Consider the following 14341-nt stretch of genomic DNA (forward strand, 5'->3'; position numbering starts at 1 on the left):
GGCAAACGCGATCTTGCTCAATTGCTGGTAGGTGGTTTCATGGGACCGCCAGAAACTGTCCAGATACTTTTTATACGGGGCGGCGAGTTCCGTATTCCAAACGGGATCACGGAACGCTTGGGGGGCAAACGGGAGTTTTGAGGATAGATCCGGTGAGGGTGTTTTTTGGTTCGAAATACTCCCCACGACGTATTCAAACATGTTGTCAGGATTGGGCAGGGTGGGGGGCGAGGGGGCTCTAAATAAATTAAGGAGGCCGCCAACGACCGAGAATTTGCCAATGATATCCAGCACTTTTTTGTTGGTTTTTTGGGCAGATGAGAGCGTGTTGTCGTCGGTGTTGAGGGTGCGCATGTTGGTAAGCGCTGCATCAGTAAGACTGATGCTGTTGAGCATCTTGCCGTCACGTGGTTTGCCTTTGGAAAGGTCGTAGTTAGTGGTGACGATATAGGTTGTGTCAGGGTTGATCGTCATGCCGAATTTTTTGTGCAGGGCACGTGCGATCAATTTTGAAACTTCCTGCGCAGGCGTCAACAGGCTGCTCACATTGTTCTTTATATAGCGCTGCACGTCCTCGCTGCTGTGCGGCAATTGCGTGTGATAAGCGTCAGTAGGGCGCCCTGGTGAACTTGGCTTTTTCTCCCGTACGTCGGTTATCGGCTGCGGCGTTCTCGTGGTTGCGTAGTGCGAGGGGGTTGGGAAAAAGGAAACGAAGGGGACGCTCTGGGATCTCGGCATGCTTTCATATTCTCTAAAGTGCCGTCCTGGCTAGGTGCATATTGAATGCTAAGCCGGTAAGTTGGTGAAATTGGCGCTTAAGTTCCTGGCCTTGTATGTGCAGTCTTTTTCTGCGCGGTCCGACCGAGTAGGGAGGGCAAACATTAAATAAAATTCATGAACTGAACGTTGACTGAACGATATGTTTCAGACCGCGTGGCCTATCGGGCTGATCCACTATGATCGAACCGGTGTCATTCATTTTTCTTCGACCGAGCCTGAACAATGAACCATAACGCTGAGTATTCCGCGGTCAACGACGCGGTGCGTGGGCAATTCTTCCGCCGAACCTGGGCGATGATCACACCGTATTGGCGCAGCGAAGAGAAGGGCAAGGCCTGGTTGTTGCTGGCGGCGGTGATTGGCCTGTCGCTGTTCAGCGTGGCGATCTCCGTGTGGATCAACCACTGGTACAAGGATTTCTACAACGCTCTGGAGAAAAAGGACACCGATGCCTTCTGGCAACTGATTGGCTATTTCGGCGGGATCGCCGCCGTGGCGATTCTGGGCGCGGTGTATCGCTTGTACCTGACCCAGATGCTGACCATCCGCTGGCGTGCCTGGCTCACCGAGAAACACTTCGCGCGGTGGCTCGCCGACAAGAACTACTACCAGCTGGAGCAGGGCGGCTACACCGATAACCCGGACCAGCGGATTTCCGAAGACCTCAATAACTTCACTTCCAGCACCTTGAGCCTGGGCCTCGGGTTGCTGCGTAACGTGGTCAGCCTGGTGTCGTTCTCCATCATCCTGTGGGGCGTGTCGGGCAGCATCGAAGTGTTTGGCATCACCATCCCCGGCTACATGTTCTGGTGCGCGCTGTTGTATGCCACCGTCGGCAGTTGGCTGACGCACTTGATCGGCCGTCGCTTGATCGGCTTGAGCAACCAACAACAACGTTTCGAAGCGGACCTGCGTTTCTCCATGGTGCGCGTGCGTGAGAACGCCGAAAGTATTGCGCTGTACAACGGCGAGCCGAATGAAAACCAGCGCCTGAGCGCCCGTTTCGGCAAGGTCTGGCACAACTTCTGGGACATCATGAAAGTGTCCAAGCGCCTGACGTTCTTCACCGCCGGCTACAGCCAGATCGCAATCATCTTCCCGTTCATCGTCGCCGCGCCGCGCTACTTCACCGGCAAGATCGAGCTGGGCGAGCTGATGCAAATCAACTCGGCCTTCGGCAATGTACAAGAGAACTTCAGTTGGTTTATCAGCGCGTATTCGGAGTTGGCGTCGTGGCGCGCCACCAGTGATCGTTTGCTGAGTTTCCATCAGGCCATGAGCGAGAACGAGCAGCGCGCGCCGGCCATCGACGTGCGCCCGGAAGGCGAGCGCCTGGTGGTGCAAGACCTGGGCATGGACCTGGCCGACGGCCGCCATTTGCTCACCCATGCCGATATGACGGTGGAGCCGGGCCAGCGCATGATGCTCAGTGGTCGTTCCGGCAGCGGCAAAAGTACGTTGCTGCGGGCGATGGGGCATTTATGGCCCGCAGGCCACGGCAGCATTCGCCTGCCGGCGGCGCGCTACCTGTTCCTGCCGCAAAAGCCCTACCTGCCGATTGGCACGCTGAAGGCGGTGTTGAGTTATCCACAGGAGGACAGCCTCTACCCGGCCGAACGTTATGCACAGGTGCTGGAGACCTGCCGCCTGCCGCATCTGGTGGCGCGCCTGGACGAAGCCAATCACTGGCAGCGCATGCTCTCGCCGGGTGAGCAGCAGCGCCTGGCGTTTGCCCGCGCGTTGTTGTTCGCACCGCAATGGCTGTACATGGACGAAGCCACCTCGGCCATGGATGAAGAGGACGAGGCGACGTTGTACCAGGCGTTGATCGATGAGTTGCCGGGGCTGAGCATCGTCAGCGTCGGCCATCGCAGCAGCCTAAAGCGCTTCCATGGGCGGCATGTGCGGATCGAGAGCGGGTTGTTGCGGGAGCAACCCGTGGCTTAAGGCCGCATGCGGTCAAAACTGTGGGAGCGGGCTTGCTCGCGAATGCGTTGTGTCAGTTGTAGTTGCTGTGACTGACACTCCGTGTTCGCGAGCAAGCCCGCTCCCACATTGGGTTTCCAGTGTTCTTGAGAATGAGCAGGTAACAAAAAGCCCGGCTGATCATCGATCAGCCGGGCTTTTTGTGCGTGAAGAGAAGTTACTTCTTCAAGCCGTAATGCTCATCCAGCATGCCTGGGGCGTTCGGCGTTTTTGGCGCGTAGTCCCGTGGCGGCTCCTGGTTTTCCCGGGGTGGGGTCAGGCGCTCCCGTGGGGTTTGCGGTGCATCGGAATGCAACGCGGCCAGCAGGCGCTGACGGGTGATGTCGTCGAGGGCCAGGCGGTTGGCACCATCGGCGAGGTGATCCTGTACTTCCTGGTAGCTCTGGGTGAGTTTCTTGACCAGGGTCGCGGTGCTGTTGAAGTGGGTAACAACCTCGTTCTGATAACTGTCAAAACGTTCCTGGATGTCATCCAGCTGACGCTGCGTGCGGTTAGGCGCGGCATTGGGCAGCAAGCGAGCAACCAGGAAACCAATGGCGACACCGGCAACCAGGGCAAGAGTCGGCAACAACCAAACTAAGAGCGAGTGTTCCACGAGTCCTTCCTCTATAAACGGCTTTGCTTTACGTTAACGGCTCGGACCTGCGCTGTATACCGCGATTAAGCTCGCAATGATGCCATGCACAGACTTTTAGCTAGACGAGTCGACCCTTTGAGAGGTCACGGAGTTCATTCCTTGCTCATGCGTGAAACCCCCGTTTTGATCGATGGCCCGGTGGGCCAATTGGAAGCCCTGTACCTGGATCACCCCGAGCCACGTGGCCTGGCGCTGATCTGCCACCCCAATCCGGTGCAGGGTGGGACCATGCTCAATAAAGTCGTTTCGACCCTGCAACGCACCGCCCGCGATGCCGGTTTGATTACATTGCGTTTCAATTACCGTGGCGTCGGCGCCAGTGCCGGCACTCACGACATGAGCACCGGTGAAGTGGATGACGCCGAAGCGGCCGCCACCTGGCTGCGGGAAAAACACCCGGATTTGCCGATCACCTTGCTCGGTTTCTCCTTCGGCGGCTATGTGGCGGCCAGCCTCGGCGGACGCCTGGAAGCCAAGGGCGAACAACTCGCGCACCTGTTCATGGTGGCCGCGGCGGTGATGCGCCTGCGTGATACCGACGTGCTGCCACAGGGCTGCCCGCTGACCCTGATCCAGCCGGAAACCGACGAAGTGGTCGACCCGCAGACCGTCTACGACTGGTCCGCCGCCCTGAAACGCCCCCATGAGCTGCTGAAAGTGGCAGAATGCGGGCACTTTTTTCACGGCAAGCTCACCGATCTGAAGGATCTGGTGCTGCCGCGCCTCTCGAATTGATAGCAGTCTGATAAGCGATTACCCATGACGACTCGTACCCGTATCCTCACCGGCATCACCACCACCGGCACGCCGCACCTGGGCAACTACGCTGGCGCGATCCGCCCGGCGATCCTTGCCAGCCAGGATGCCAATGCCGACTCCTTCTACTTCCTGGCCGACTACCACGCCCTGATCAAGTGCGATGACCCGCAGCGCATCCAGCGCTCGCGTATGGAAATCGCTGCGACCTGGTTGGCCGGTGGCCTGGATGTGAACCGGGTGACGTTCTATCGCCAGTCGGACATCCCGGAAATCCCCGAGCTGACCTGGCTGCTCACCTGCGTGGCCGCCAAGGGCCTGCTCAACCGCGCCCATGCGTACAAAGCCTCGGTGGACAAGAACGTGGAAGCCGGCGAAGACCCGGATGCGGGCATCAGCATGGGCCTTTACAGCTACCCTGTGTTGATGGCGGCGGACATCCTGATGTTCAACGCGCACAAGGTGCCGGTCGGTCGCGACCAGATCCAGCACGTGGAAATGGCCCGCGACATCGGCCAGCGCTTCAACCACCTGTTCGGCAACGGTAAAGAATTCTTCACCATGCCCGAGGCGCTGATCGAAGAAAGCGTCGCCACCTTGCCGGGCCTGGATGGCCGCAAGATGTCCAAGAGCTACGACAACACCATCCCGTTGTTCACCAGCGCCAAGGACATGAAAGACGCCATCTCGCGCATCGTCACCGACTCCCGCGCGCCGGGCGAAGCCAAAGACCCGGACAACTCGCACCTGTTCACCTTGTACCAGGCGTTTGCCAGCAAGGCTCAGGAAGAAGAGTTCCGCGCTGAATTGCTGCAAGGTCTGGGCTGGGGCGAGGCGAAGAACCGCCTGTTCCAACTGCTCGACGGCCAGCTGGGTGAAGCCCGCGAGCGTTACCATCAATTGATGTCGCGCCCGTCCGACATGGAAGACCTGCTGCTGATCGGTGCCAAGAAAGCCCGTGCCGTGGCGGCGCCGTTCCTGGCTGAGTTGCGTGAAGCGGTGGGCTTGCGCTCGTTCGTCAATCAAGCGGCAGCGCCGGTGGCGGCCAAGAAGAAAGCTGCGAAAGCCGCGCGCTTCGTGAGCTTTCGTGAAGATGACGGCAGCTTCCGCTTCCGTCTGCTGGCCGCCGATGGCGAACAACTGCTGCTGTCGCGCAACTTTGCCGACGGTAAAGCCGCTGGCGCGGTGACCAAGCAGCTGCAAAGTGGCGACGCCCTGGACGTACGCAACGAAGCCCAGGGCTTCAGCGTATGGCTGGACGGCGCTGCGGTGGCCGACAGCGCCGAGTTCGCCGACGAAGCGTCGCGCGATGCGGCCATCGAAGCCCTGCGCGTTGCGTTGACCCCTATCGAGGATTAACCCGACCAAGGGTTGATTGCCATTATCCAGGGCCGTCGTTACAGTGACGGCCCGTTTTTGTTGCCTTGCTAACGAAATTATGACGCCCCTAGAACGATATCAAGCTGATCTGAAACGCCCTGAATTCTTCCATGATGCGGCTCAGGAAAATGCGGTGCGCCATTTGCAGCGCCTGTACGACGACCTGATCGCCGCTTCGCAAAACAAGCCAGGGATGTTCAGCAAGCTGTTTGGCAAGAAAGACCACACGCCGGTCAAAGGCTTGTACTTCTGGGGCGGTGTCGGCCGGGGCAAGACTTACCTGGTAGACACCTTCTTCGAAGCGCTGCCGTTCAAGGAAAAGGTCCGGACGCACTTCCACCGCTTCATGAAGCGCGTGCACGAAGAAATGAAGACCCTGCCGGGTGAGAAGAACCCGCTGACGATCATCGCCAAGCGTTTCTCCGAAGAAGCACGGGTGATCTGCTTCGATGAATTCTTCGTCTCCGACATCACCGATGCCATGATCCTCGGCACCCTGATGGAAGAGCTGTTCAAGAACGGCGTGACCCTGGTTGCCACCTCGAACATCGTGCCCGACGGTTTGTACAAGGACGGCCTGCAACGTGCGCGCTTCCTGCCCGCCATTGCGCTGATCAAGCAGAACACCGAGATCGTCAACGTCGACAGTGGCGTCGACTACCGCCTGCGCCATCTGGAGCAAGCCGAGCTGTTCCACTTCCCGCTGAACGAAGCGGCCCACGAGAGCCTGAAAAAGAGCTTCCGTGCGCTGACACCGGAATGCACCCAGGCGGTGGAAAACGACAAGCTGATGATCGAGAACCGCGAAATCATCGCCTTGCGCACCTGTGATGACGTGGCCTGGTTCGACTTCCGCGCCCTCTGCGACGGCCCGCGCAGCCAGAACGACTACATCGAGCTGGGCAAGATCTTCCACGCGGTGATCCTGAGTGGCGTGGAGCAGATGAGCGTCACCACCGACGACATTGCACGCCGTTTCATCAACATGGTCGACGAGTTCTACGACCGCAACGTGAAGCTGATCATCTCGGCGGAAGTTGAGCTCAAGGACCTGTACACCGGTGGTCGCTTGAACTTCGAGTTCCAACGTACGCTGAGCCGCTTGCTGGAAATGCAGTCCCACGAGTTCCTGTCGCGCGGTCACAAGCCCTAAGAACGCTGTAGATCAAATGTGGGAGCGGGCTTGCTCGCGAATACGGAGTGTCAGGCACTGGAAATGGTGACTGATCCAACGCATTCGCGAGCAAGCCCGCTCCCACATTGTTTACTGCGTCAACCTTTCTTATGCGGCCTGCTGGAACTGCTGCCGATACTGGTTCGGTGACAGTTCCGTGTGCTGCCTGAACAACCGCGCAAAGAAACTCGCATCGTCGTAACCCACCTCATAACTGATGGTCTTGATGCTCTTGCGGCTGCCCGAGAGCAGGCCCTTGGCCGTCTCGATGCGCAGGCGTTGCAGGTAGTGCAACGGCTTGTCGCCGGTGGCGGTCTGGAAGCGGCGCATGAAGTTGCGGATGCTCATGCCGTGTTCCCGGGCCACGTCTTCGAAGCGGAACTTGTCGGCAAAGTGCTCTTCGAGCCAGTGCTGGATCTGCAGGATGATCACGTCCTGGTGCAGCTTCTGCCCGCCAAACCCGATGCGTCCTGGTGAGTAGCTGCGTTGCACTTCGTAAAGGATGTCGCGGGCCACGGCCTGGGCGATGTTGGCGCCGCAGAAGCGTTCGATCAGGTAGATATAAAGGTCGCACGCCGACGTGGTGCCGCCGGCGCAATACAGGTTGTCGGCGTCGGTGAGGTGCTTGTCCTGATTGAGCTGGACTCGGGGGAAACGCTCGCTGAAGGCGTTGAAGAAACGCCAGTAGGTGGTCGCTTCCTTTCCATCGAGCAGGCCGGCCTCAGCCAGCCAGAACACCCCGGTGGCTTCGCCGCAGAGTACGGCGCCACGGGCGTGTTGTTCACGCAGCCACGGCAGCACTTGAGGGTAGCGCACACACAGCGCGTCGAAATCATCCCAGAAGGCCGGCAATACGATGATGTCGGCGTTTTCCAGGCCGCCGTCCACCGGCATGATCACATTGCTGAAGCTGCGTACCGATTGCCCGTCGGGGCTGACCAGGCGTGTTTCGAATGCGGGGGTGAGGCCCAGGCCTTGTTGTTTGCCGTAACGCAGGCTGGCGAGGTGGAAGAAATCCTTGGCTTGCATGAGGGTGGAAGCGAATACCCGATCAATGGCCAAAATGCTGACGCGCCGCAGGGGCGTGGAGATTTGGTTAGACATAATTTCATTTATTCTTATAGGGGAAAGTGGTCACCAGACGGCTGGATCGTCTTATTTTTTGTCGCATGTGTCCAGTGTCCCGTGATGCTTTCGCGGCATAGTCTCTGTGGGCTCGTCCTTGTCCGACAATCCACGCAGGTGACCCATGATTCCCAGAACCTTGTACAGCCCGGAGCACGAACTCTTCCGCGACAGCGTGCGCACTTTCCTCGAAAAAGATGCCGCGCCGTTCCATGGGCAATGGGAAAAACAGGGCTATATCGACCGTGGCCTGTGGAGCAAGGCGGGGGAGGCGGGGATGTTGTGTTCCCATCTGCCGGAAGAATACGGCGGCTTGGGCGCGGACTTTTTGTACAGCGCCGTGGTGATCGAAGAGATCAGCCGACTGGGCCTGACCGGCATCGGTTTCTCCCTGCATTCGGACATCGTGGCACCGTACATCCTGCATTACGGCAGTGAGGCGCTGAAGCACAAATACCTGCCCAAGTTGATCTCCGGCGAGATGGTCACCGCGATTGCCATGACCGAGCCGGGCGCCGGGTCCGACCTGCAAGGGGTCAAGACCACCGCGGTGCTGGACGGTGATGAGTATGTGATCAACGGCTCCAAGACCTTCATCACCAATGGCTACCTGGCCGAATTGGTGATCGTGGTGGCCAAGACCGACCCCAAGGCCGGGGCCAAGGGCACCAGCCTGTTCCTGGTGGAGGCCGACACGCCAGGCTTCGACAAGGGCAAGCGCCTGGAAAAGGTGGGCATGAAAGCCCAGGACACCTCCGAGCTGTTCTTCCAGGACGTGCGAGTGCCCAAGGAAAACCTGCTGGGCCAGGCCGGCATGGGCTTCGCGTACTTGATGCAGGAGTTGCCCCAGGAACGGCTGACCGTGGCGATTGGCGCCGTGTCTTCAGCCGAGGCGGCCCTGGCGTGGACGCTGGAGTACACCCGCGAGCGCAAGGCGTTTGGCAAGGCGATTGCCGATTTTCAGAACACCCGGTTCAAGCTGGCGGAGATGGCCACCGAGATTCAGATCGGGCGTGTGTTTGTGGACAAGTGCATCGCGTTGCACCTGGAGGGCAAGCTGGATGTGCCCACGGCGGCGATGGCCAAATACTGGGCCACGGATTTGCAATGCAAGGTGCTCGATGAGTGCGTGCAGTTGCACGGTGGTTACGGCTTCATGTGGGAATACCCGATTGCGCGGGCGTGGGCGGATGCGCGGGTGCAGCGGATTTATGCGGGGACCAATGAGATCATGAAAGAGATTATTGCGCGGGCGCTTTGATTTTTTTGGTGTTGCTGAGGGCCTCATCGCAGGCAAGCCAGCTCCCACATTTTGAGCTGTGAATACATTCAAATGTGGGAGCTGGCTTGCCTGCGATGGCGGCCTAAAGATCAATCAAGGCGCAGGGTTCGGATGATCCTTCTGAATCGCCTCAATCCCCTCCAACACCTCTTTCGACAATTTCAGGTCGGCACTGGCAATGTTGCTGTCCAGTTGCTCAAGCGACGTGGCGCCAATGATGTTGCTGGTCACAAAAGGTTGCTGCGTCACAAACGCCAACGCCATCTGCGCCGGGTCCAGCCCATGTTCCCGCGCCAGTGCCACATAACGGCTGCAGGCCGCTTCCGACTGCGGGTTGAAGTAGCGGCTGAAGCGGCTGTATTCGGTCAGGCGTGCCTTGGCCGGGCGTGCGCCGTTCTCGTACTTGCCGCTGAGCATGCCGAACGCCAGGGGCGAGTAGGCCAGCAGGCCGCACTGTTCACGAATGGCGACTTCCGCCAGGCCCACTTCAAAGCTGCGGTTGAGCAGGTTGTAGGGGTTCTGGATCGACACGGCGCGGGTCCAGCCACGAGCTTCGGCCAGGGCCAGGAATTTCATGGTGCCCCACGGGGTTTCGTTGGACAGGCCGATGTGGCGTATCTTGCCGGCCTTGACCTGCTCGTCCAGCACCTCAAGGGTTTCTTCCAGTGGGGTGAGGTTGTCTTCGTCCTTGTGCTTGTAGCTCAGTTGGCCGAAGAAGTTGGTGCTGCGCTCCGGCCAGTGCAGCTGATAGAGGTCGATCCAGTCGGTCTGCAGGCGCTTGAGGCTGGCATCCAGGGCTTCGACGATGTGCTTGCGGTTATGGCGCAGGTGGCCGTCGCGGATGTAGTCGATGGTGTTGCCGGGGCCGGCAATCTTGCTGGCCAGGACCCAGTCGGCACGATCGCCGCGGCTTTTGAAGTAGTTACCGATGTAGCGTTCGGTGGTGGCATAGGTGTCGGCCTTGGGCGGCACCGGGTACATTTCGGCGGTGTCGAGGAAGTTGATCCCCGCGGCCTTGGCCCGCTCGATCTGTGCGAAGGCCTCTGCCTCGCTGTTCTGCTCGCCCCAGGTCATGGTGCCCAAGGCTATCGCGCTCACGTTCAGATCCGTACGGCCCAGCTGTCGATAATCCATCGGGTACTCCTTCGGGGAAAACAATCATAAAAGCAGGTTGAATTTTTTTTGGCAATCTGCATAATTGCCCACCTCTTTCTGCAGTGGAAGTGATGCGCCGCCTGCCGAAGAATCTTGCCGTTGAACGGACGCGCCGACCCGAGCCCCCGATAGCGTCTGTATCCGGCTGCCTTTGACCTTGTCAAAGTACGCACTATTCAGTAAGATCCGCCGTCTAAATTTACAGGCGGCCCCTGAGGCTATTAAAGAATGACAACTTTTACTGCAAAACCGGAAACAGTTCAGCGCGACTGGTTTGTCGTCGACGCCGCTGGTCAGACCCTGGGTCGTCTGGCCACTGAAGTCGCCAGCCGTCTGCGTGGCAAGCACAAGCCTGAGTACACCCCGCACGTTGATACCGGCGACTACATCGTCATCATCAACGCTGAGCAGGTTCGTGTAACCGGCAACAAAGCAAGCGACAAAATGTACTACCGTCACTCCGGTTTCCCAGGCGGTATCAAGTCTTCCAACTTCGAAGGCCTGATTGCCAAGAAGCCTGAAGCCCCGATCGAAATCGCGGTCAAAGGCATGCTGCCTAAGGGCCCACTGGGTCGCGATATGTTTCGCAAGCTGAAAGTCTATGCGGGCGCTGTACACCCTCATGCTGCTCAGCAGCCCCAAGAACTGAAGTTTTAACGGAATAGTTCATTATGTCGGCGACTCAAAATTACGGCACTGGCCGTCGCAAAACCGCAACCGCACGCGTTTTCCTGCGTCCGGGCACTGGTAACATCTCGATCAACAACCGCTCCCTGGACAACTTCTTCGGCCGCGAAACTGCCCGCATGGTAGTTCGTCAGCCGCTGGAATTGACCGAGACCGTTGAAAAGTTCGACATCTACGTCACCGTTATCGGTGGCGGTGTAAGTGGTCAAGCTGGCGCAATCCGCCACGGTATCACTCGCGCACTGATGAGCTACGACGAAACCCTGCGTAGCGCTCTGCGCAAAGCTGGCTTCGTGACTCGCGATGCCCGTGAAGTTGAACGTAAGAAAGTCGGTCTGCGTAAAGCGCGTAAGCGTCCGCAGTACTCGAAGCGTTAATTCGCTTTACGTTCCACAAAAACGCCCAGCCTCCTCACGGAGCTGGGCGTTTTTTATTGCCTGCGATTTATGCACAAATTTGCGCGTGACAACTTGCCACATCCGTAGACCCCCTATACTACAAGGCCTGAGGGCGGAGTCCCGGGCAATTCCCTTGTCATACGTGGGGCTTTTCATTACCATCCGACAAAATTTTTATAAGCAAAGATTCAATACTTAGTAGACGCCTGATTTAACAGGCCAAAAAGCTGATGGGAGAGGACTGAATGAGCAATGACGGCGTGAATGCAGGCCGGCGTCGCTTCTTGGTAGCAGCCACATCCGTGGTGGGTGCTGCAGGAGCGGTGGGGGCTGCGGTCCCGTTCGTGGGGTCATGGTTTCCCAGTGCCAAGGCGAAAGCCGCGGGTGCACCGGTGAAGGTGAATATCAGCAAAATCGAGCCAGGCCAGCAGATGATTGCTGAATGGCGCGGCCAGCCGGTCTTCATTGTTCGTCGTACCGAGGAAATCCTGGGAAATCTCAAGAAAATCGAGGGTCAGCTCTCTGATCCCGACTCGAAGAATTCCGACCAACCCGCCTACGTCGATAAGGAAATCCGTTCGATCAAGCCAGAGATCCTGCTGCTGATCGGTATCTGCACCCACTTGGGCTGCTCGCCTACCTTCCGCCCGGAAGTTGCTCCTGCCGACCTTGGCAAGGACTGGGTCGGTGGCTACTTCTGCCCCTGCCACGGTTCCCACTACGACCTGGCCGGTCGCGTCTACAAGTCACAACCCGCACCTTTGAACCTGCCCGTTCCGCCGCACCAATACGAGACGGACAGCATCGTTATCATTGGCGTCGACCAGGGGGAGAAGGCCTGATGAGCAAGTTCATGGATTGGGTGGATGCGCGCTTCCCTGCGACCAAAATGTGGGAAGACCATCTCAGCAAGTACTACGCGCCTAAAAACTTCAACTTCTTCTACTTCTTCGGCTCCCTGGCCCTGCTGGTGCTGGTCAACCAGATCGTCACCGGCGTCTGGCTGACCATGAGCTACACGCCATCGGCGGAAGAAGCGTTTGCGTCCGTCGAATACATCATGCGTGACGTCGAGTACGGCTCGATCCTGCGCCTGTTGCACTCCACCGGCGCCTCGGCGTTCTTCATCGTTGTCTACCTGCACATGTTCCGTGGCCTGCTCTACGGTTCGTACCAGAAGCCCCGCGAGCTGGTGTGGGTCTTCGGCATGCTGATCTACCTGGCGCTGATGGCCGAAGCCTTCATGGGTTACCTGCTGCCGTGGGGCCAGATGTCGTACTGGGGTGCCCAGGTGATCATCTCGCTGTTCGGTGCGATCCCCGTGATTGGCAACGACCTGACTCAGTGGATCCGCGGTGACTACCTGATCTCCGGCATTACCCTGAACCGCTTCTTCGCGTTGCACGTTGTGGCCCTGCCGATCGTGATCCTGGGCCTGGTGGTGCTGCACATCCTTGCGCTGCACGAAGTGGGCTCCAACAACCCCGATGGCGTGGACATCAAGAAGCACAAAGACGAAAACGGCGTACCGCTGGACGGCATTCCGTTCCACCCGTACTACACCGTGAAAGACATTGTCGGCGTGGTGGTGTTCCTGTTCATCTTCTGCTCGATCGTGTTCTTTTTCCCGGAGATGGGCGGTTATTTCCTGGAGAAACCTAACTTCGAACAGGCCAACGCCTTCAAGACACCTGAGCACATTGCTCCGGTCTGGTACTTCACGCCGTTCTACGCCATCTTGCGGGCGATCCCCGACAAGCTCATGGGCGTGATGGCGATGGGCGCCTCGATCGCGCTGCTGTTCGTGTTGCCATGGCTCGACCGCAGTCCGGTCAAATCCATGCGCTACAAAGGCTGGCTGAGCAAGATCTGGCTGTGGGTGTTCTGCATCGCGTTCGTGATCCTGGGTATCTTGGGCGTATTGGCGCCCACCCCTGAGCGTACGTTGCTGTCGCAGGTCTGCACCTTCCTGTACTTCGCCTACTTCATTCTGATGCCGTTCTACACCCGGCTAGAGAAGACCAAACCGGTTCCGGAAAGGGTGACTGGCTGATGAAAAAATTATTCGTTGCATTGATGCTTGCGGCGCTGCCGCTACTGTCCTTCGCTGCCGAGCACGGTGGCCCGGAGCTGGAAAAAGTCGACATCGACGTGTCTGACAAAGCGGCCATGCAAGACGGCGCACGGACGTTCGCCAACTATTGCATGGGCTGCCACAGCGCCAAGTTCCAGCGTTATGAGCGTGTGGCCGACGACCTGGGGATCCCCCACGACGTGATGCTGCAAAAACTGGTGTTCACCGGTGCCAAGATCGGCGACCACATGAGCATCGGCATGCAGCCGGCTGACGCCAAGGTCTGGTTCGGCGCTGCGCCGCCCGACCTGACCCTGGTCGCCCGTGTACGTGGCACCGACTGGCTCTACGGCTACCTGAAGTCCTTCTACGACGACCCGGCACGCCCGCTGGGTGCCAACAACCGCGTGTTCCCGAACGTCGGCATGCCGAACGTTCTGGTCGGCCTGCAAGGCAAGCAAGTGGTAGGATGCAAGCAGATCCAGGTCGTTGAAGACGGCAAGAAGCAATACGATCCACTGACCGGCACGCCGTTGACCCATGAAGCGTGCGATCAGCTGAAGATTGAGACCCCCGGTGCCCAGACCGAGGCGCAGTTCGACGAGACGGTCAAGAACCTCGTGACCTTCCTGGCGTACTCTGCCAACCCAGTCAAACTGCAGCATCAGCGCATCGGCACTTATGTGCTGCTGTACCTGGCCTTCTTCTTCGTATTCGCCTATCTGCTCAAACGCGAATACTGGAAGGATGTGCATTGATCCAACCGTAAGCAATTGCTGTTAATCTTGCGCGCCCAGCGGCATCTCTGAACACGTAGCGCTCTGGTTGTACCAGGCGATACAGAGATGCTCTCTGGGCGCGCTCGTTTTTGAGCTTTCGATAATTTCAACAAGCGAGGAGGACCGCC

14 protein-coding genes are annotated in these 14341 nt (G+C 58.6%); 10 read left to right on the plus strand and 4 right to left on the minus strand.

Annotated elements, in window-relative coordinates; translation table 11 throughout:
- Positions 1–570 (minus strand): dermonecrotic toxin domain-containing protein (locus HX803_RS19300; protein WP_218647108.1); only part of this gene is annotated, 570 nt, incomplete at its 3' end.
- Positions 571–1002: 432 nt separating this feature from the next.
- Here HX803_RS19300 and HX803_RS19305 point away from each other — a divergent pair.
- Positions 1003–2727 (plus strand): ABC transporter ATP-binding protein/permease, encoded by a 1725-nt coding sequence (locus tag HX803_RS19305; RefSeq protein ID WP_178922665.1) that lies wholly within the window; start codon positions 1003–1005, stop codon positions 2725–2727.
- 196 nt (positions 2728–2923) lie between these two features.
- On the opposite strand, the gene HX803_RS19310 is transcribed toward HX803_RS19305, so the two are convergent.
- Positions 2924–3361 (minus strand): YhcB family protein, encoded by a 438-nt coding sequence (locus tag HX803_RS19310; protein WP_003171734.1) that lies wholly within the window; start codon positions 3359–3361, stop codon positions 2924–2926.
- 147 nt (positions 3362–3508) lie between these two features.
- Between HX803_RS19310 and HX803_RS19315 the strand changes: the two genes are divergently transcribed.
- The 3 genes from HX803_RS19315 (at position 3509) to zapE (ending at position 6692) form a co-directional block, all read left to right on the plus strand.
- Positions 3509–4138 (plus strand): alpha/beta hydrolase, encoded by a 630-nt coding sequence (locus HX803_RS19315; RefSeq protein ID WP_176995109.1) that lies wholly within the window; start codon positions 3509–3511, stop codon positions 4136–4138.
- A 24-nt stretch (positions 4139–4162) separates the two neighbouring features.
- Entirely contained in the window at positions 4163–5518 is a 1356-nt protein-coding gene (locus HX803_RS19320) for a tryptophan--tRNA ligase (protein WP_178922667.1), read from the plus strand.
- A 79-nt stretch (positions 5519–5597) separates the two neighbouring features.
- A complete protein-coding gene (gene zapE, locus HX803_RS19325; protein WP_176995107.1) occupies positions 5598–6692 on the plus strand; it encodes a cell division protein ZapE in 1095 nt (364 codons plus the stop codon).
- A 129-nt stretch (positions 6693–6821) separates the two neighbouring features.
- On the opposite strand, the gene HX803_RS19330 is transcribed toward zapE, so the two are convergent.
- Positions 6822–7742: a GlxA family transcriptional regulator gene (locus tag HX803_RS19330; RefSeq protein WP_178922965.1), complete on the minus strand. Its 921-nt coding sequence runs from the start codon at positions 7740–7742 to the stop codon at positions 6822–6824.
- 220 nt (positions 7743–7962) lie between these two features.
- Between HX803_RS19330 and HX803_RS19335 the strand changes: the two genes are divergently transcribed.
- On the plus strand, positions 7963–9099 hold the full coding sequence (locus HX803_RS19335; protein WP_176995106.1) for an acyl-CoA dehydrogenase family protein: 1137 nt from the start codon (positions 7963–7965) through the stop codon (positions 9097–9099).
- Positions 9100–9213: 114 nt separating this feature from the next.
- Here HX803_RS19335 and HX803_RS19340 read toward each other — a convergent pair whose 3' ends face one another.
- Positions 9214–10254, minus strand: coding sequence for an NADP(H)-dependent aldo-keto reductase (locus HX803_RS19340; protein ID WP_176995105.1), 1041 nt, complete (start codon positions 10252–10254; stop codon positions 9214–9216).
- A gap of 249 nt (positions 10255–10503) precedes the next feature.
- Between HX803_RS19340 and rplM the strand changes: the two genes are divergently transcribed.
- The 5 genes from rplM (at position 10504) to HX803_RS19365 (ending at position 14192) form a co-directional block, all read left to right on the plus strand.
- Positions 10504–10932: a 50S ribosomal protein L13 gene (gene rplM / locus HX803_RS19345; protein WP_003188508.1), complete on the plus strand. Its 429-nt coding sequence runs from the start codon at positions 10504–10506 to the stop codon at positions 10930–10932.
- Between the two features lie 14 nt (positions 10933–10946).
- A complete protein-coding gene (rpsI, locus tag HX803_RS19350; RefSeq protein WP_016971570.1) occupies positions 10947–11339 on the plus strand; it encodes a 30S ribosomal protein S9 in 393 nt (130 codons plus the stop codon).
- 266 nt (positions 11340–11605) lie between these two features.
- Positions 11606–12202 carry a ubiquinol-cytochrome c reductase iron-sulfur subunit gene (petA, locus tag HX803_RS19355; protein WP_122720920.1) on the plus strand — a complete coding sequence of 199 codons (597 nt, stop codon included), beginning with the start codon at positions 11606–11608 and terminating at the stop codon, positions 12200–12202.
- On the plus strand, positions 12202–13413 hold the full coding sequence (locus tag HX803_RS19360; protein WP_178922669.1) for a cytochrome bc complex cytochrome b subunit: 1212 nt from the start codon (positions 12202–12204) through the stop codon (positions 13411–13413). The genes petA and HX803_RS19360 overlap by 1 nt, the downstream gene beginning before the upstream one ends.
- On the plus strand, positions 13413–14192 hold the full coding sequence (locus HX803_RS19365) for a cytochrome c1 (RefSeq protein ID WP_176995103.1): 780 nt from the start codon (positions 13413–13415) through the stop codon (positions 14190–14192). The genes HX803_RS19360 and HX803_RS19365 overlap by 1 nt, the downstream gene beginning before the upstream one ends.
- The last annotated feature ends 149 nt before the right edge of the window (positions 14193–14341 follow it).

It is taken from the genome of Pseudomonas sp. P7548 (assembly GCF_013386585.1).
In the GTDB taxonomy this organism is placed as follows: Bacteria; Pseudomonadota; Gammaproteobacteria; order Pseudomonadales; family Pseudomonadaceae; genus Aquipseudomonas.

Bases quoted from the DNA above. Each gene is read 5' to 3' on its own strand.
- HX803_RS19330 (WP_178922965.1), bottom strand. From the start codon at position 7,742: ATGCAAGCCAAGGATTTCTTCCACCTCGCCAGCCTGCGTTACGGCAAA.
- HX803_RS19315 (WP_176995109.1), top strand. From the start codon at position 3,509: ATGCGTGAAACCCCCGTTTTGATCGATGGCCCGGTGGGCCAATTGGAA.
- HX803_RS19305 (WP_178922665.1), top strand. From the start codon at position 1,003: ATGAACCATAACGCTGAGTATTCCGCGGTCAACGACGCGGTGCGTGGG.
- zapE (WP_176995107.1), top strand. From the start codon at position 5,598: ATGACGCCCCTAGAACGATATCAAGCTGATCTGAAACGCCCTGAATTC.
- rplM (WP_003188508.1), top strand. From the start codon at position 10,504: ATGACAACTTTTACTGCAAAACCGGAAACAGTTCAGCGCGACTGGTTT.
- HX803_RS19320 (WP_178922667.1), top strand. From the start codon at position 4,163: ATGACGACTCGTACCCGTATCCTCACCGGCATCACCACCACCGGCACG.
- petA (WP_122720920.1), top strand. From the start codon at position 11,606: ATGAGCAATGACGGCGTGAATGCAGGCCGGCGTCGCTTCTTGGTAGCA.
- rpsI (WP_016971570.1), top strand. From the start codon at position 10,947: ATGTCGGCGACTCAAAATTACGGCACTGGCCGTCGCAAAACCGCAACC.
- HX803_RS19360 (WP_178922669.1), top strand. From the start codon at position 12,202: ATGAGCAAGTTCATGGATTGGGTGGATGCGCGCTTCCCTGCGACCAAA.
- HX803_RS19335 (WP_176995106.1), top strand. From the start codon at position 7,963: ATGATTCCCAGAACCTTGTACAGCCCGGAGCACGAACTCTTCCGCGAC.
- HX803_RS19365 (WP_176995103.1), top strand. From the start codon at position 13,413: ATGAAAAAATTATTCGTTGCATTGATGCTTGCGGCGCTGCCGCTACTG.
- HX803_RS19340 (WP_176995105.1), bottom strand. From the start codon at position 10,254: ATGGATTATCGACAGCTGGGCCGTACGGATCTGAACGTGAGCGCGATA.